This is a genomic window from Streptomyces sp. NPDC059452 (assembly GCF_042750035.1).
In the GTDB taxonomy this organism is placed as follows: domain Bacteria; phylum Actinomycetota; class Actinomycetes; order Streptomycetales; family Streptomycetaceae; genus Streptomyces.
This window is the reverse complement of the sequence record NZ_JBHYVE010000015.1, coordinates 94,515-111,296: the sequence shown is the minus strand read 5'-3', so window position 1 is coordinate 111,296 and position 16,782 is coordinate 94,515. Positions and strand designations below refer to the sequence as shown.

The window sequence follows — 16,782 nt, the reverse complement described above, 5'->3', positions numbered from 1 at the left end:
CCCAGAACAAACCCACCCCCCACACCCCCCCCCGGCCGCGGGGGGCCCCCCCCCCCGCCCCCCCCGCGGCTCTATATCCGGCGAAAGACACGGAGGACCCGCGGTGAACGAACTGCCGCAACAGCTGGTCAACGGCCTGCTACTCGGATCGATGTACGGGCTGGTCGCCATCGGCTACACAATGGTCTACGGCATTGTCCAGCTCATCAACTTCGCCCATGGCGAGATCTTCATGACCGGCGGCTTCGGGGCCCTCTCGGTCTGGCTCATGCTCCCCAGCGGCACCAGCGTGCTGCTCGCACTGCCCCTCATGATCATCGGCGCGATCATCGTCGCCACCCTCATCGCGGTCGGAGCGGAACGTTTCGCCTACCGACCGCTGCGCGGCGGACCACGCCTCGCACCCCTCATCACCGCCATCGGCCTCTCGCTCGCCCTCCAGCAAGCCGTATGGGCCTGGTACCCGGGCGCCAAATCCGCCCGCGCCTTCCCCGAGATCCCCGGCGGCCCCTTCGAACTCGGCCCCGTCACCATCCAGACCGGTGACGTCTTCCTGTTCATCGCCGCCCCCCTCTCCATGGCCTTCCTCGGCTACTTCGTCGTGAAGACCCGCACCGGCCGCGGCATGCAGGCCACCGCGCAGGACCCGGACACCGCCAAGCTCATGGGCATCAACACCGACCGCATCATCGTGGTCGCGTTCGCCCTCGGCGCCGCGTTCGCCGCCATCGGCGCCGTCGCCTACGGCCTCAAGTACGGCGAAGTCCAGTTCCGCATGGGCTTCCTCCTCGGCCTCAAGGCCTTCACCGCAGCCGTCCTCGGCGGCATCGGCAACATCTACGGCGCCATGATCGGCGGCCTCACCCTCGGCGTCGCCGAGACCATGGCCTCCGCCTACGTCTCCGAGATACCCGGCCTCGAACAGCTCGGCGGACAGTCCTGGGCCAACGCCTGGGCGTTCGTACTCCTCATCCTCGTGCTCCTCTTCCGGCCCCAAGGCATCATGGGCGAGCGCGTCACGGACAGGGCGTGACCACCATGACCACCACACAGACCACCACGGTCACCGCACCCGCACCGGCCGCCCCGGCCACCCGCGGCCCCCTCACCCTCCCGCCGCACATCGCCCGGGCCACCGCCACCGCCGGCGGCGCACTCTCCGTCGTCTCCGCCTTCCTCGCCTGGACCTGGACCTCCGCCTTCCCCGGCAACCTCACGGTCTACGGCTACCCCGGCGGCCTCCAGTGGCTCGTCCTCGTCAGCGGCGCACTGCTCGCCCTCTTCGGCCTCTCCTCCTACGGGATCAAGGGCCTGACCTGGCTCACCCCCCAGGGCGCCGACGCCGCGATCCGGCTCTCCGCCTACGCGGCACTGTTCACCGCCTGGTTCTCGATCATCGCCATCAGCGTCCAGCTCGGCGGCGTCGTCAACCTCGAACCCGGCGCCTACGTCGCCCTCGTCGCCACCCTCATCGGCTGGACCGGCGCCCGCTCCCTGCCCTACGAGCGGCCCGAGAACCACCCGGCCGACCCCGAGGACAGCTCCTTCGCACAGTTCAAGCACAACCTGGGCAACCGCTGGGCCACCTACAAGGCCACCTTCACCACCGGCACCGCCCAGCCCGCGAAGCCCCTCCCCTCGTACGTCGAGATCCTCATCGTCGCGGTCGTCCTCGCCCTCGGCCTGGTCGTCTTCACCTACGGCATCACCACCGAGTACGACGAGCTGTTCATCGGCTTCCTGATCACCGCCGGCTTCGGCTTCGCGGCGATCCAGAAAGCCGGACTCATCCAGCGCGTCGCCGCCCTCACGGCACGCCACCGCAACGTGACCCTCGTCGGCGCCTTCGCCGCCGCCGCGGCCTTCCCGTTCACCCAGTCCGACGACCAGTACGCGACCATCGGCGTCAACATCCTCATCTTCGCCACCGTCGCCCTCGGTCTGAACATCGTCGTCGGCCTCGCCGGACTCCTCGACCTCGGCTACGTCGCCTTCCTCGGCGTCGGCGCCTACGCCGCCGCCTTGGTCTCCGGCTCGCCCACCTCCCCGCTCGGCATCCAGCTGCCGTTCTGGCAGGCGATCCTGGTCGGCGCCGCCGCATCCATGGTCTTCGGCGTCCTCATCGGCGCCCCCACCCTGCGGCTGCGCGGCGACTACCTCGCCATCGTGACCCTCGGCTTCGGAGAGATCTTCCGCATCGCCGTCCTCAACCTCGACGGCACCTCCGGACCCGACATCACCAACGGCTCCAACGGCATCTCCTCGATCCCGAACCTCACCATCTTCGGCTTCGACTTCGGCGCCACCCACACCATCGCCGGATTCACCATCGGCCGCTTCGCCAACTACTTCTTCCTGATGCTCCTGGTCACCTTCATCGTGGTCCTGGTCTTCAGGCGAAGCTCCGAATCCCGCATCGGCCGCGCCTGGGTCGCCATCCGCGAGGACGAGACCGCCGCAGAAGCCATGGGCATCAACGGCTTCCGCACCAAGCTCATCGCCTTCGCCCTCGGCGCCACCCTCGCCGGCCTCGCCGGAGCCGTCCAGGCACACGTCACCTACACCGTGACACCCGAGCAGTACGAGTTCGCCCGCTCCGTCCCGCCCAACTCGGCCTTCCTCCTCGCGGCGGTCGTCCTCGGCGGCATGGGCACCATCAGCGGACCCCTCATCGGCGGCGCACTGCTCTTCCTCATCCCCAACAAGCTCCAGTTCATGAGCGACTACCAGCTCCTCGCCTTCGGGCTCGCGCTGGTCCTCCTGATGCGCTTCCGCCCCGAAGGCCTCATCGCCAGCCGACGCCAGAAACTCGAATTCCACGAGAAGGACGAAGCGCCCGCCACGCTCACCAAGGCAGGGACCTGACGATGACCACCGACACCACCACCGCCGAGGCAGCAGCCGTGAGCGCACCCGGCGAGACCGTCCTCGACGCCCGCGGCGTCACGATGCGGTTCGGCGGCCTCACCGCCGTCCGGTCCGTCGACCTCACCGTCAACTCCGGTGAGATCGTCGGCCTCATCGGCCCCAACGGCGCGGGCAAGACCACCTTCTTCAACTGCCTCACCGGCCTCTACATCCCCACCGAAGGCGAAGTCCGCTACAAGGGCACCGTCCTCCCCGCCAAATCCTTCAAGATCACGGCGGCCGGGATCGCCCGCACCTTCCAGAACATCCGGCTCTTCTCCAACATGACCGTCCTGGAGAACGTCCTCGTCGGACGCCACACCCGCACCAGGGAAGGCCTCTGGTCCGCCCTGCTCCGCGGCCCCGGCTTCCACCGCGCCGAGGCCGAGTCCAAGGCCCGGGCCATGGAGCTGCTGGAGTTCGTCGGCCTCGCGCACAAGGCCGAACACCTCTCCCGCAACCTCCCCTACGGCGAGCAGCGCAAGCTGGAGATCGCCCGCGCCCTCGCCAGCGAACCCGGCCTCCTCCTCCTGGACGAGCCCACCGCCGGCATGAACCCGCAGGAGACCCGCGCGGCCGAAGAACTCATCTTCGCCATCCGGGACAAGGGCATCGCCGTCCTCGTCATCGAGCACGACATGCGCTTCATCTTCAACCTCTGCGACCGGGTGGCCTGCCTCGTCCAGGGCGAGAAGCTCGTCGAAGGCACCGCCGCCGAGGTCCAGGGCGACGAACGCGTCGTCGCCGCCTACCTCGGCGAACCCTTCGAGGGCGACCCGGGCGCAGCCGAAGTCGCCGAGGTCGAAGCCGCCGAGGCCCACGCCGCCGCCGCAACGGAGACCGAGGCCCCCGCCCCGGCACCCGAGGCCACGCCCCCGGCCGCACCCGACGCCGAGGCCGCTCCGGCGCCCGAAGCCGACGACGCCGGCACCGCCCCCGGCGAGAGCACCAGCAAGGAGAACGACCGATGACCGCACTTCTCGAAGTCGAGGACCTGCGCGTCGCCTACGGCAAGATCGAGGCCGTCAAGGGAATCTCGTTCAAGGTCGAAGAAGGCGAAGTCGTCACCCTCATCGGCACCAACGGCGCCGGTAAGACGACCACGCTGCGCACCCTCTCCGGACTGATCAAGCCGCTCACCGGCCAGATCAAGTTCAACGGCAAGTCCCTGCGCAAGGTCCCGGCCCACCAGGTCGTGTCCCTGGGACTCGCCCACTCCCCCGAGGGCCGCCACATCTTCCCCCGCATGTCCATCGAGGACAACTTGCGCCTCGGCGCGTTCCTCCGCAAGGACAACGACGGGATCGCCAAGGACATCCAGCGCGCCTACGACCTCTTCCCCATCCTCGGGGAACGCCGGAAGCAGGCCGCGGGCACCCTGTCCGGCGGCGAGCAGCAGATGCTCGCGATGGGCCGGGCGCTGATGTCCCAGCCGAAGCTGCTCATGCTCGACGAGCCCTCCATGGGTCTCTCCCCGATCATGATGCAGAAGATCATGGCGACCATCACCGAGCTGCGTGAGCAGGGCACCACCATCCTGCTGGTCGAGCAGAACGCCCAGGCGGCGCTCTCGCTCGCCAACCACGCGCATGTGATGGAGGTCGGCAACATCGTCCTCTCCGGCACCGGCCAGGACCTGCTGCACGACGACTCGGTCCGCAAGGCGTACCTGGGCGAGGACTGAGGTCCTTCCCCCCTCGTGCGCGGAGAGGCCCGCACCCGGTTCTTTTGAGCCGGGTGCGGGCCTCTCTTCTCTTCCTTTGTACGTTGGCGTACCTACGGGGTACGGGGCTACTCGGCCGCCTTCTTCTTCTCCTCGGCGTCCTCGATCAGCGCCTCCGCGAGCTGCTGCATCGACATCCGGCGGTCCATCGACGTCTTCTGGATCCACCGGAACGCGGCCGGCTCGGAGAGCCCGTAGTCGGTCTGGAGAATGCTCTTCGCCCGGTCCACCAGCTTCCGGGTCTCCAGCCGCTGGGAGAGGTCCGCGATCTCGCTCTCCAGCGCCTTCAGCTCCGCGAACCGGGAGACGGCCATCTCGATGGCGGGCACCACGTCGCTCTTGCTGAACGGCTTCACCAGGTACGCCATCGCCCCGGCGTCCCGGGCCCGCTCGACGAGGTCGCGCTGCGAGAAGGCGGTGAGCATGAGGACGGGCGCGATGGACTCCTCGGCGATCTTCTCGGCGGCGGAGATCCCGTCGAGGACCGGCATCTTCACGTCCAGGATCACCAGGTCCGGCTTGTGCTCCCGGGCCAGCTCGACGGCCTGCTGCCCGTCGCCCGCCTCACCGACGACGGAGTAGCCCTCCTCCTCCAGCATCTCCTTGAGGTCGAGGCGGATGAGGGCCTCGTCCTCGGCGATGACGACACGGGTCGTCAGCGGCGGGACGTGCGACTTGTCGTCGTCGACGGCGTCTACGGGCTGGGGCGACTCGGGGGTGGTCACGGGGCTCCTTGGGAAGGACAGGGGTGCAGCTCCCAAGAGCCTACCTAGTTACGGTATGTTTGAGGCACGGAGGGTCCTCGGTATCCTTCGTTTCGAAGGGGCCCCGGTAGCCCAGCGGCAGAGGCGATGGATTCAAAACCCATACAGCGTCGGTTCGAATCCGACTCGGGGCACTTCTCCTTGGATTCCAAGGTCGAGCGATAATTTGGCGATCTTCACCCTTGCCGGTGAACGCACCTTCGATCCGGGCACGCGCCTTCGAAGGTCGCAGGAAACTGCGCTGCATGGAGCAGCACAACCCCTCGATACGTGATGAAGCGCTTGCCCTCCTGCGGAGCGGGACCACCAATCGAGCAGTGGCGGAACACCTCAACGTCCCACGCGGAACCGTCGGCTGGTGGCTGCACGAGGACCGCAAGCGACGCGGCGTGCAGTACGAGGAGCCCACCGACTGCCCCGTGTGCACGGGCCGGGAGCTCGACAGCCCCGCGTACGCCTACTTGCTGGGTCTCTATCTCGGCGACGGCCACATCACGTCGAAGCCCAAGCAGCATCATCTGTCGATCTTCTGCGACGCCATCTGGCCGGGCGTGATCGACGAGGCGGAATCGGCCATGCGCAAGGTCATGCCCATGCCGCGCACCGGTCGGCGGCAGAGAAACAACTGCGTCGAGGTGAAGTCGTACAGCAAGCACTGGACCTGCGTCTTTCCTCAGCACGGACCGGGCAAGAAGCACGAGCGGCCGATCATCCTCGAAGCATGGCAACAGGAGATCGTCGACGCCCACCCCTGGCACTTCGTCCGAGGCCTCGTCCACTCCGACGGCTGCCGGAACATGAACTGGACGACCAGGATCGTGAAGGGCGAACGGAAGCGCTACGAGTACCCGCGGTACTACTTCACCAACGTCTCCGACGACATCCGCGGGCTCTACACCGCCACCCTCGACGCGCTCGGCATCGTCTGGACGCACTGCACACGTGCGGGCAAGCCCTACAACATCTCCGTAGCCCGACGGGCATCCGTCGCCCTCATGGATGCGCACGTCGGGCCGAAGTACTGAGCTGCCCTACTTCGGGCTGTCGTCCTCGCCGATGTGGTGGACGCGGACCAGGTTGGTGGAGCCTGCCACGCCGGGCGGGGAGCCGGCGGTGATCACTACGATGTCGCCCTTCGCACAGCGGCCGATGCGCAGGAGTTCCTCGTCGACCTGGGCCACCATCGCGTCCGTGGAGTCCACCTTCGGGCCGAGGAAGGTCTCGACGCCCCAGGTCAGGTTCAGCTGGGCGCGGGTCGCTTCGTCGGGGGTGAAGGCGAGGAGCGGGATGGGTGAGCGGTAGCGGGAGAGCCGTTTGACCGTGTCGCCGCTCTGGGTGAAGGCGACGAGGAACTTGGCGCCGAGGAAGTCGCCCATCTCGGCGGCCGCCCTCGCGACCGCGCCGCCCTGGGTGCGGGGCTTGTTGCGTTCGGTGAGGGGCGGGAGGCCCTTGGCGAGGATGTCCTCCTCGGCCGCTTCGACGATGCGGGACATGGTGCGTACGGTCTCGACGGGGTACTTGCCCACGCTGGTCTCGCCGGAGAGCATCACCGCGTCGGTGCCGTCGATGATCGCGTTGGCGACGTCGGAGGCCTCGGCGCGGGTGGGGCGGGAGTTGTCGATCATCGAGTCGAGCATCTGGGTGGCGACGATGACCGGTTTGGCGTTGCGCTTGGCGAGCTTGATGGCGCGCTTCTGGACGATCGGGACCTGTTCCAGGGGCATTTCGACGCCGAGGTCGCCGCGGGCGACCATGATGCCGTCGAAGGCGGCGACGATGTCGTCGATGTTCTCGACGGCCTGGGGCTTCTCGACCTTGGCGATGACGGGGAGGCGGCGGGCTTCCTCGTCCATGATGCGGTGGACGTCGTCGATGTCGCGTCCGGTGCGGACGAAGGAGAGGGCGATGAGGTCGGCGCCGGTGCGCAGGGCCCAGCGGAGGTCGTCGATGTCCTTCTCGGAGAGGGCGGGGACGGAGACGGCGACTCCGGGGAGGTTGAGTCCCTTGTTGTCGGAGACCATGCCGCCTTCGATGACGGTGGTGTGGACGCGGGGGCCGTCGACGTCGGTGACTTCGAGGGTGACGCGGCCGTCGTCGACGAGGATGCGTTCGCCGGTGGTGACGTCGGCGGCGAGGCCGTCGTAGGTGGTGCCGCAGATGTTGCCGTCGCCTTCGAGGGGTTCGACGGTGATGGTGAAGGTGTCGCCGCGTTCAAGGAGTACGGGGCCTTCGCGGAAGCGTCCGAGGCGGATCTTCGGGCCTTGAAGGTCGGCGAGGATGCCGACGCTGCGGCCGGTCTCTTCGGATGCCTTGCGTACGTGCTGGTATCGCTGCTCGTGTTCGGCGTAGGAGCCGTGGCTGAGGTTGAAGCGGGCGATGTCCATTCCCGCTTCGACCAAGGCCTTGATCTGGTCGTATGTGTCGGTTGCCGGTCCCAGGGTACAAACGATTTTCGCTCGGCGCATGATTCGAGCCTAGACCTTACCTACGGGTAGGTATTTGGCTCCTCATGACACCTCAACAACCTTTGAGTGAAGGGTTATTGACAAGTGTTGAATTGTGCGGCGGTCCGCTCCGATGAGCGTTTATCCGAGGGCGGGCGGGATGAGGGTGAAGGACGCCTCGACCTGGGCGTCGATGGTCTGGCGTACGGGTTCGAGGTCGACGGGGGCGGCGTCGGCGGTCCCCGCTCCCCCTGGCGCTGCCGCGTAGGACATGGATTCGGCGAAGGCGGCGCGGCCGAGGGGGCCGATGTGGGTTCCGGTGTCGCTGAGTTCGAGGAGGGCGCCGAGGCGGGTGTCGAGGGCTTCGGCGTATTCGCGGGCGCGTTGGAGGGCTTCGCGGACGGCTTGGCGGCGGGCGGCGGCGTGGTGGGGGGAGGTGGGGCGGAGGGCCCACCAGGGGCCGTCGATGCGGGTGAGGTCGTGGTCGGCGAGGCGGCTGACGATGTCGCCGAGGATGGTGAAGTCGTTGATGGTGGCGGTGAGTTGGATGCGGCCGTGGTAGGCGCGGATGCGTTCGGCGCGGCCGTGGCGGGTGAGTTCGGGGTTGATGGTGAGGGTGCCGGTTTCGAGTTTTTCGATGGTGTCGCCGTAGGTCTTGATGAGTTGGAGGGTGGTGGTGTTGCGGCGGGTGAGGTCGTCGAGGGTGGTGCGGCGGTCGGTGCCGCGGGCGGTGAGGGTGATGGTGATGTGGGCGATTTCGGGGTCGACTTCGAGGTGGGCTTCGCCGCGGACGGTGACGTGGGGGGTGTCGGGGGTGCCGTAGGAATGGTGGGTGGCGGGCGCGGGTGTGGGGGTTTCGGTCATGCGTTCACTGTGGCATGCGGGTGGGCGGGGTGGGGGTGGTTGTGGAGGAGGTGTGTCGGGTGGCCATCGGATCCTCATCCGTAGGGGGTGTTGCGTGCAACGGGGGCGCGTCAGAATCTACGCGCGTTGCCCTACTGAACGAGGAGTGAGTGAGCATGGCGTTGGACCGGTGGGACCGTAGGACGTTTCTGGGCCGTTCGGCCGCTGTGGGTGCAGGTGCCGCCGGTGTGGCGATGGTGGGTGGTGAGGCGCGGGCGCAGGGCCGGGACCACGGTCATGGTCATGGGCGACCGGAGAGGGCGAAGCGGTACTCGTTCTCGGTGATGGGGACGACCGATCTGCACGGGAACGTCTTCAACTGGGACTACTTCACCGACAAGGAGTACGACGACGCGGCCCACAACGACATCGGGCTGGCGAAGATCTCCACGCTGGTGGACCGGGTGCGCCGGGAGAAGGGGCGCCGGAACACGTTGCTGATCGATGCGGGCGACACGATCCAGGGCACGCAGTTGTCGTACTACTACGCGAAGGTCGATCCGATCACGGCCCGGCGTGGTCCGGTGCATCCGATGGCGCGGGCGATGAACGCGATCGGTTATGACGCGGCGGCGCTGGGGAACCACGAGTTCAATTACGGGATTCCGGTGCTGCGGAAGTTCGAGGAGCAGTGTGATTTTCCGCTGCTGGGGGCGAACGCGCTGGATGCGAGGACGTTGCGGCCGGCGTTCGCGCCGTATGTGATCAAGCGGTTGCGGACGCCGTACGGGCGTGATGTGCGGGTGGCGGTGCTGGGGCTGACGAATCCGGGGATCGCGATCTGGGACAAGGCGCATGTGGCCGGGAAGATGGTGTTTCCGGGGCTGGAGGAGCAGGCGGCGAAGTGGGTGCCGAAGTTGCGTTCGATGGGTGCTGATGTGGTGATCGTGTCGGCGCATTCGGGTTCGTCGGGGACGTCGTCGTACGGGGATCAGTTGCCGTACGTCGAGAATGCGGCGGGTCTGGTGGCGGAGCAGGTTCCGGGGATCGACGCGATTCTGGTGGGGCACGCGCATGTGGAGATCGCCGAGCATTTCGTGGTGAACAAGGTGACGGGGAAGCGGGTCGTTCTTTCGGAGCCGGCGAAGTGGGGGCAGCGGCTGACGGTCTTCGATTTCGATCTGGTGTGGAGGAAGGGGCGCTGGGCGGTCGAGAAGGCCGGTTCGCAGGTGCTGAATTCGAATGCGGTGGCGGAGGACCGGAAGGTGGTGTCGCTGTTGCGGCGGGAGCACCGGAAGGTGGTGGGGTACGTCAACCAGGTGATCGGTACGTCGGTGGTGGCGATGTCGACGGCTCAGGCTCCGTGGCGGGATGAGCCGATCATCGATCTGATCAACCAGGTGCAGACGGAGACGGTGGCGGCGGCGCTGGCGGGCGGGGAGTACGCGGCGCTGCCGGTGTTGTCGCAGGCGTCGTGCTTCTCGCGGACGGCGGGGATTCCGGCGGGTGAGGTGACGATCCGGGATGCGGCGGGGCTGTATCCGTTCGAGAACACGCTGGAGGCGCGGCTGTTCACGGGGGCGCAGTTGAGGGAGTACTTGGAGTATTCGGCGCGGTATTACGTGCGGACGGCCGTGGGTGGTCCGGTGGATACGGCGAAGCTGACGAATGCGGAGGGGATTCCGGATTACAACTATGACGCGGTGTCGGGGGTGACGTACGACATCGATATCTCGCAGCCGGTGGGGTCGCGGATCGTGGGGCTGTCCTTCGAGGGGGAGCCGGTGGATCCGGGGGCGCGGTTCGTGTTCGCGGTGAACAATTACCGGGCGAGTGGTGGGGGTGCTTTTCCGCATGTGGCGGGGGCCCGGCAGGTGTGGGCGGATTCGGACGAGATCCGGAACACGATCATCGCGTGGGTGCGGGAGAAGGGGTCGGTGGATCCGGCGGGGTTCGCTTCGGTGGGGTGGCGGCTGACGCGTGAGGGGACGCCGGTGTTCCCGTAACCCTTGGGGTGTGTTCTTCGTTCGGCCCGGGTCTCTGTGGGTGGGAGTCCCGGGCCGTTGGGGTGTTTGGGGGGTCAGACGGACTGGGTGAGGGGGATGAGGGCGGGGGTCTGGGCGGGGATGCGGGGTGGCTGGGGGCTGAGGCCGAAGGTGGTGAAGGCGGTGCGTTCGGGGAGGGGGTAGGGGGTGGTGCCGGTGAGGTTGTTGAGGATGGTGGCGCTGCGCCAGGCGGCGAGGCCGAGGTCGGGGGCGCCGACTCCGTGGGTGTGGCGTTCGGCGTTCTGTACGTAGACGTGTCCGGTGACCGCGCGGTCGAGGACGAGGCGGTACTGGTCGTCGATGCGGGGGCGGTGGGAGGCGTCGCGGCCGAGGTAGGGGTCGAGGCCGCCGAGGATGGCGTCGAGGGGGCGTTCGCGGTAGCCGGTGGCGAGGATGACGGCGTCGGTGGTGAGGCGGGAGCGGGTGCCCTGCTGGGTGTGTTCGAGGTGGAGTTCGACGCGGGTGTTGGCGACGCGTCCTGCGGTGCGGACGTGGACGCCGGGGGTGAGGGTGGCGTCGGGCCAGCCGCCGTGGAGGGTGCGGCGGTAGAGCTCGTCGTGGATGGCGGCGATGGTGTCGGCGTCGATGCCTTTGTGGAGCTGCCATTGGCGGGGGACGAGTTCGTCGCGGGCGGTTTCGGGGAGGGCGTGGAAGTAGCGGCTGTAGTCGGGGGTGAAGTGTTCCAGGCCGAGCTTGGAGTACTCCATGGGGGCGAAGGCCTGGGTGCGGGCGAGCCAGTGGATCTTCTCGGCGCCTTCGGGGCGGGCGCGCAGGAGGTCGAGGAAGATTTCGGCGCCGGACTGGCCGGAGCCGATGACGGTGATGTGGTCGGCGGCGAGGAGTCTGTCGCGGTGGCGGAGGTAGTCGGCGGAGTGGAGTACGGGGACGGATTCGGCTTCGGCGAGGGGTTTGAGGGGTTCGGGGACGAAGGGTTCGGTGCCGATGCCGAGGGCGATGTGGCGGGCGTAGGCGCGGCCGAGGGCTTCGGCTTCGCCGTCGGGGTCGAGTTGGGTGAAGTCGACTTCGAAGAGGGCGCGTTCGGGGTTCCAGCGGACGGCGTCGACCTGGTGGCCGAAGTGGAGTCCGGGGAGTTGTTCGCTGACCCAGCGGCAGTAGGCGTCGTATTCGGCGCGTTGGATGTGGAAGCGCTCGGCGAAGTAGAAGGGGAAGAGGCGGTCGCGGGTGCGGAGGTAGTTGAGGAAGCTCCAGGGGCTGGCGGGGTCGGCGAGGGTGACGAGGTCGGCGAGGAAGGGGACTTGGAGGCTGGCGCCGTCGAGGAGGAGGCCGGGGTGCCAGTGGAAGGCGGGGCGTTGTTCGTAGAAGGTGGCGGCGAGGGGGCGGGGGTCGTCGGGGGCGGCGGGGATGTTGTGGGCGAGGGCGGCGAGGGAGAGGTTGAAGGGGCCGATGCCGATGCCGACGAGGTCGTGGGGGCGGTCGGTGGCGGGGGTGGGATGGCCGGTGGCGGGGGTGGGTCGGTCGGTGGGCCGGTCGGGGGCGGGCCGGTCGGTCATCGCGGGGTGTCGCCTTCCGTGCGGGGGGTGGGGTGGGGGTGGAGGGTCGTGGGGGTGGTGGTGCGGGCCAGGTCGGCCGTGGTGGCGGTGACGAGGTCGATGAGGGCCTGGAGGTCCTGGGGGGTGGTGTGGGGGTTGAGGAGGGTGGCCTTGAGCCAGAGGCGGTCCGCTGCGTGGGCGCGGCCGAGGACGGCGTGGCCGCGGTGGAGGAGGGTGCGGCGGAGGGTGGCGACGGTGTGGTCGTCGGCTCCGGTGGGGCGGAAGAGGACGGTGCTGATGGTGGGGCGGTCGTAGAGGTCGAGGGTGGGGGTTTTGGTGATGAGGTCGGCGAGGTGGTGGGCGGCGGTGAGGGTGCGGTCGATGAGGTCGGCGAGTCCGGTGCGGCCGAGGGCCTGGAGGGTGACGGCGATCTTGAGTGCGTCGGGGCGGCGGGTGGTGCGCAGGGAGCGGCCGAGGAGGTCGGGGAGGCCTGCTTCGGTGTCGTCGTCGGCGTTGAGGTAGGGGGCGTGGTGCTGGAGGGGGCTGAGGTGGTGGCGTTCAGGGACGGCGAAGAGGCCGGCGGAGGCGGGTTGCCAGCCGAGTTTGTGGAGGTCGAGGGTGACGCTGTGGGCGCGGCTCAGGCCGTGGAGGAGGGTGCGGTGGGTGGGGCTGAAGAGGAGGGGTCCGCCGTAGGCGGCGTCGATGTGGAGTTCGGCGCCGTGGGTGGTGCAGAGGTCGGCGATGGCGTCGAGGGGGTCGATGGCGCCGGTGTCGGTGGTTCCGGCGGTGGCGACGACGAGGAGGGGGCGGTGGAGTGTGGTGAGGGCTTCGTCGAGGGCGGTGAGGTCCATGGTGCCGTCGGGGGCGGGGACGGCGACGGGTTCGGGGAGGCCGAGGAGCCAGGCGGCGCGGGCGACGCTGTGGTGGGTGGTGGTGGCGCAGACGGTCTGGACGGGGCCGTGGCGTTCGCGGGCGAGGAGGAGGGCGAGTTGGTTGGCTTCGGTGCCGCCGGTGGTGATGAGGGCGTCGGGTGAGGGGGTGTGGGGGTAGATCTCGGCGGCGAGTGCGGTGGTGAGGTCGGCTTCGAGGGCGGTGGCGGCGGGGGCCTGGTCCCAGGAGTCCATGGAGGGGTTGAGGGCGCTGGCGGCGAGGTCGGCGGCGGCCGCGAGGGCGAGGGGCGGGGTGTGGAGGTGGGCGGCGCAGTGGGGGTGGGCGGGGTCGGCGGCGCCTTCGGTGAGGGCGGTGACGAGGGAGCGCAGGGCGTGGTGGGCGCCGGTGCCGTGGTCGGGGATGAGGGGGTGGGTGGCGGTGCGGGTGCGGGGGGTGACGGCGTCGGGGCCGCCGGCGGGGAGGGGGCCGTCCCGGAGGGCCGCGCCGTCGTGGAGTGCGGTGAGCACGGTGTCGATGAGGGGGCGCAGTGCGGCGGGGCCTGCGGTGCCTCCGGCGAGGGGTGGGGTGGGCATGGGTGGGGTGGTCCTTCGGGAGGGCGGGGGTGGACATGCCAGCTTGTCCCGGGTTTCGGGCGGCGCGGCCGAAGAGGTCAACGATCTGAACTCGAAAGGGGTACTGGTGGCCGGTGTGGGCCCTTTGCCGGGGGTTGGAGTGGTAAAGGTGTGCGGTTTCGGGATGCGCGTACGAGTGCGGCGGGCGGGCGGTCCGGGTCGGGTGTGCGCGGGGGCGTTTCCGGAGGGCCCGGTAGCCCTTCCGGAGGAGTTGGTGGATCAATGAATTGCTAAATTCTGCAATTCACTACATGCTGTGGGGGCCGTTCCGCCATCACCCGTGCGGTCCGGCCGCCGCTCGGCTCCCCCGCCCGCGGTGGTGGCGCACTGCCGAGGAGAGGCCCGGAGCGATGGCGGTCCCCCTGTACCAGGCCAAGGCCGAGTTCTTCCGGATGCTGGGTCATCCGGTCCGCATCAGGGTCCTTGAGCTGCTCCAGGACGGTCCGCTGCCGGTGCGGGATCTGCTGGCGGCGATCGAGGTGGAGCCGTCGTCGCTGTCGCAGCAACTGGCGGTGTTGCGCCGGTCCGGGATCGTCACCGCGACCCGGGAGGGTTCGACGGTGGTGTACGAGCTGGCCGGTGGTGATGTCGCGGAGCTGATGCGGGCGGCGCGGCGCATCCTGACCGAGATGCTGGTGGGCCGGGACGGGCTGCTCGCCGAGTTGCGGGAGGCCGAGGTGTCCTCGCGGTGACGGCGTCCACAGGCATGTGGGGCTGGGGGTGGGGCCGGGTGCGGGCGTTGCTGCCCGTGCGGGCGGACTTCGTGGCCATGACCCGTAACCCCCGGCGTGATCTGCTCGCCGGGCTCACCGTGGCGATCGTGGCGCTGCCGCTCGCGCTGGGTTTCGGGGTCTCCTCGGGGCTGGGTGCCGAGGCGGGGCTCGCGACGGCGGTGGTGGCGGGGGCGCTGGCGGCGGTGTTCGGCGGGTCGAACCTTCAGGTGTCGGGGCCGACCGGGGCGATGACGGTGGTCCTGGTGCCGATCGTCGCCGCGTACGGGCCGGGCGGCGTGCTCACCGTGGGGCTGATGGCGGGGGCGCTGCTGATCGGGTTGGCGCTGCTGCGGGCGGGGCGGGCCATGCGGTACGTGCCCGCCCCGGTGGTGGAGGGGTTCACGTTCGGGATCGCGGGGGTGATCGCCCTCCAGCAGGTCCCGAGCGCGTTGGGCGTGGCCGTGCCCGAGGGCGACAAGGTGCTGGTGGTGGCGTGGCGGGCGGTGCGGGAGTTCGCCGCGCAGCCGGACGTGACCGCTCTCTCGGTCACCGTGGGGGTGGCCGGGCTGATGCTGGTGGGGGCGCGGCGGTTCCCGGCGGTGCCGTTCTCGGTGGTCGCGGTGGCCCTCGCGACGGTGGCGGTGCAGGTGTTCCAGTTGGGCGCCGAGCCGATCGGGGCGCTGCCGGCCGGGCTGCCCGCCCCTTCGCTGGCCTTCCTGGATCTGTCGGCGCTGGGTTCGCTGGTGGCCCCGGCGGTCGCGGTGGCGGCCCTGGCGGCGCTGGAGTCGCTGCTGTCGGCGACGGTGGCGGACGGGATGACGGTGGGCCAGAAGCACGATCCGGACCGGGAGCTGTTCGGGCAGGGGGTCGCGAATCTGGCGGCGCCGCTGTTCGGCGGGGTGCCCGCCACGGCGGCGATCGCCCGTACGGCGGTCAATGTCCGTACCGGTGCGTCCTCCCGGCTCGCGGCGCTGGCTCATGCGGCGGTGCTGGCGGTGATCGTGTTCGCGGCGGCCCCGCTGGTCTCGCGCATCCCGCTCGCCGCGCTGGCCGGGGTGCTGCTGGCCACGGCGGTGCGGATGGTGGAGGTGGGGGCGCTGCGGGCGATGGCCCGGGCGACCCGGTCGGATGCGGTGGTGCTGGTGCTGACGGCCGCCGCGACCCTGGTGCTCGACCTGGTCCTGGCGGTGGTGATCGGGCTGGTGGTGGCGGGGGCGCTGGCGTTGCGGGCGGTGGCGGGCGAGGCGCGGATGGACCGGGTGGATCTGCGGGAGGGTGAGGCGGAGGACCGGGAGAGCGAGGCGGAGGGTACGGAGGTGGGGCTGCCGGACGCGCACGGTGACGAGGAGCATGCGCTACTGGCCGAGCACATCGTGGCGTATCGGATCGAGGGACCGTTGTTCTTCGCCGGGGCGCACCGTTTCCTGTTGGTGCTCGCGGAGGTCTCCGACGTACGGGTGGTGATCCTGCGGATGTCGCGGGTGACGACGGTGGACGCCTCGGGTGCGCTGATGCTGAAGGACGCGGTGGACCAGCTGAACCGGCGGGGCATCGCGGTGCTGGCTTCGGGCATCCGCCCCGGGCAGCGGCAGGCGCTGGAGTCGGTGGGGGTGCTGGAGCTGCTGCGGCGGGAGGGGCGGGAGTACGCGACGACGCCGGAGGCGATCGCGGGGGCGCGCGAGCGGTTGCGGGAGGCGGGGGTGCTGGCGCCCGGTGACGGTTCGGCGAAGGCGGGGGCGCCCGGGCCCGGTCACGGCTCGGCGAAGGCTGGGGCGGGGGCCGGGGCAGGAGCGGGGGCCTCGGTGGCCGCCGCTGAGGAGGGCGTCCGGTGATCCGGCCGCATGACTCGTTGCCGTACCGCCATGTGCTGACGCTGCCCACGACGGGCTCGGCGGTGCGGATAGCCCGGGAGACGACCGAACAGGTGCTCGCGGAGTGGGGGGTGGGGCCGCACGAGCCGTGTACGGGGCCCGCGCTGCTGATCCTGAGCGAGCTGGTCGCCAACAGTGTGCGGCACGCGGCGGTGGTCTCGCCGAATGTGACGGTGGTCTTCGCGGGCGGTCCGGATGCGTTCGCGTTCGGTGTGCACGACCGTCATCCCTACCGGCCCGCGCTCCACACCTCGGCCGTGGCCGGTTCCGGGCGGGGCCTGGCCACGGTGGTGGAACTGACGCTGGAGCTGGGCGGCAGCGCGGTGGTGCGGGGCGATGCGGACAAGGGCGGCAAGAGCATCTGGATCACGCTGCCGCTCCAGCGGACGGGCACGTCCCGTGGCCGGTGAGACATCCCGTCAAGTGGGTGGAACAGGATTCCCGCTGCAAGAGCTGCACGGGTGTGGGAAAGGCAGGAAC

Annotated in this window: 14 protein-coding genes and 1 tRNA gene; 10 read left to right on the top strand and 5 right to left on the bottom strand. The window is 69.7% G+C overall.

Going from position 1 to position 16,782, the window contains the following annotated elements; all coding sequences use genetic code 11:
- Positions 1-103 precede the first annotated feature (103 nt).
- From ACFW9Z_RS20840 to ACFW9Z_RS20825, 4 genes are read left to right on the top strand one after another with little or no spacing between them, the layout of a single operon-like run.
- The gene (locus ACFW9Z_RS20840; RefSeq protein ID WP_384642834.1) at positions 104-1,033 is read left to right on the top strand and encodes a branched-chain amino acid ABC transporter permease; all 930 of its coding nucleotides are present in this window, start codon (positions 104-106) and stop codon (positions 1,031-1,033) included.
- On the top strand, positions 1,030-2,865 hold the full coding sequence (locus ACFW9Z_RS20835; RefSeq protein WP_384642832.1) for a branched-chain amino acid ABC transporter permease: 1,836 nt from the start codon (positions 1,030-1,032) through the stop codon (positions 2,863-2,865). The genes ACFW9Z_RS20840 and ACFW9Z_RS20835 overlap by 4 nt, the downstream gene beginning before the upstream one ends.
- Positions 2,866-2,867: 2 nt before the next feature.
- Positions 2,868-3,878, top strand: coding sequence for an ABC transporter ATP-binding protein (locus tag ACFW9Z_RS20830; RefSeq protein ID WP_384642829.1), 1,011 nt, complete (start codon positions 2,868-2,870; stop codon positions 3,876-3,878).
- Positions 3,875-4,591 carry an ABC transporter ATP-binding protein gene (locus ACFW9Z_RS20825; protein ID WP_384642826.1) on the top strand — a complete coding sequence of 239 codons (717 nt, stop codon included), beginning with the start codon at positions 3,875-3,877 and terminating at the stop codon, positions 4,589-4,591. Before ACFW9Z_RS20830 ends, ACFW9Z_RS20825 begins: the two co-directional genes overlap by 4 nt.
- Positions 4,592-4,698: 107 nt before the next feature.
- On the opposite strand, the gene ACFW9Z_RS20820 is transcribed toward ACFW9Z_RS20825, so the two are convergent.
- Positions 4,699-5,355 (bottom strand): ANTAR domain-containing response regulator, encoded by a 657-nt coding sequence (locus ACFW9Z_RS20820; protein ID WP_030567928.1) that lies wholly within the window; start codon positions 5,353-5,355, stop codon positions 4,699-4,701.
- A gap of 100 nt (positions 5,356-5,455) precedes the next feature.
- Between ACFW9Z_RS20820 and ACFW9Z_RS20815 the strand changes: the two genes are divergently transcribed.
- Together ACFW9Z_RS20815 and ACFW9Z_RS20810 are read left to right on the top strand one after the other, a co-directional pair.
- Positions 5,456-5,528, top strand: a tRNA-Leu gene (locus ACFW9Z_RS20815).
- Between the two features lie 111 nt (positions 5,529-5,639).
- On the top strand, positions 5,640-6,419 hold the full coding sequence (locus tag ACFW9Z_RS20810) for a helix-turn-helix domain-containing protein (protein ID WP_384642823.1): 780 nt from the start codon (positions 5,640-5,642) through the stop codon (positions 6,417-6,419).
- Positions 6,420-6,425: 6 nt separating this feature from the next.
- Here the strand turns inward: ACFW9Z_RS20810 and pyk are convergent, their stop codons facing one another.
- Positions 6,426-7,859, bottom strand: coding sequence for a pyruvate kinase (gene pyk / locus ACFW9Z_RS20805; protein WP_384642821.1), 1,434 nt, complete (start codon positions 7,857-7,859; stop codon positions 6,426-6,428).
- A 120-nt stretch (positions 7,860-7,979) separates the two neighbouring features.
- On the bottom strand, positions 7,980-8,702 hold the full coding sequence (locus tag ACFW9Z_RS20800) for an SIMPL domain-containing protein (protein WP_384642818.1): 723 nt from the start codon (positions 8,700-8,702) through the stop codon (positions 7,980-7,982).
- A 155-nt stretch (positions 8,703-8,857) separates the two neighbouring features.
- Between ACFW9Z_RS20800 and ACFW9Z_RS20795 the strand changes: the two genes are divergently transcribed.
- A complete protein-coding gene (locus ACFW9Z_RS20795; RefSeq protein WP_384642815.1) occupies positions 8,858-10,687 on the top strand; it encodes a bifunctional metallophosphatase/5'-nucleotidase in 1,830 nt (609 codons plus the stop codon).
- Between the two features lie 74 nt (positions 10,688-10,761).
- On the opposite strand, the gene ACFW9Z_RS20790 is transcribed toward ACFW9Z_RS20795, so the two are convergent.
- Positions 10,762-12,237 (bottom strand): lysine N(6)-hydroxylase/L-ornithine N(5)-oxygenase family protein, encoded by a 1,476-nt coding sequence (locus ACFW9Z_RS20790; RefSeq protein WP_384642812.1) that lies wholly within the window; start codon positions 12,235-12,237, stop codon positions 10,762-10,764.
- Positions 12,234-13,679, bottom strand: a complete 1,446-nt coding sequence (locus ACFW9Z_RS20785) for a pyridoxal phosphate-dependent decarboxylase family protein (RefSeq protein ID WP_384642809.1) — start codon at positions 13,677-13,679, stop codon at positions 12,234-12,236. Before ACFW9Z_RS20785 ends, ACFW9Z_RS20790 begins: the two co-directional genes overlap by 4 nt.
- Positions 13,680-14,068: 389 nt before the next feature.
- Between ACFW9Z_RS20785 and ACFW9Z_RS20780 the strand changes: the two genes are divergently transcribed.
- Genes ACFW9Z_RS20780 through ACFW9Z_RS20770 form a run of 3 tightly spaced genes read left to right on the top strand, consistent with a single transcriptional unit; the run spans position 14,069 to position 16,712 of the window.
- A complete protein-coding gene (locus ACFW9Z_RS20780; protein WP_028415692.1) occupies positions 14,069-14,410 on the top strand; it encodes a helix-turn-helix transcriptional regulator in 342 nt (113 codons plus the stop codon).
- A gap of 14 nt (positions 14,411-14,424) precedes the next feature.
- A complete protein-coding gene (locus ACFW9Z_RS20775) occupies positions 14,425-16,263 on the top strand; it encodes a SulP family inorganic anion transporter (RefSeq protein WP_384643069.1) in 1,839 nt (612 codons plus the stop codon).
- Complete coding sequence (locus ACFW9Z_RS20770) at positions 16,260-16,712, top strand: ATP-binding protein (protein WP_384642806.1); 453 nt, start codon at positions 16,260-16,262, stop codon at positions 16,710-16,712. The genes ACFW9Z_RS20775 and ACFW9Z_RS20770 overlap by 4 nt, the downstream gene beginning before the upstream one ends.
- Positions 16,713-16,782 lie beyond the last annotated feature (70 nt).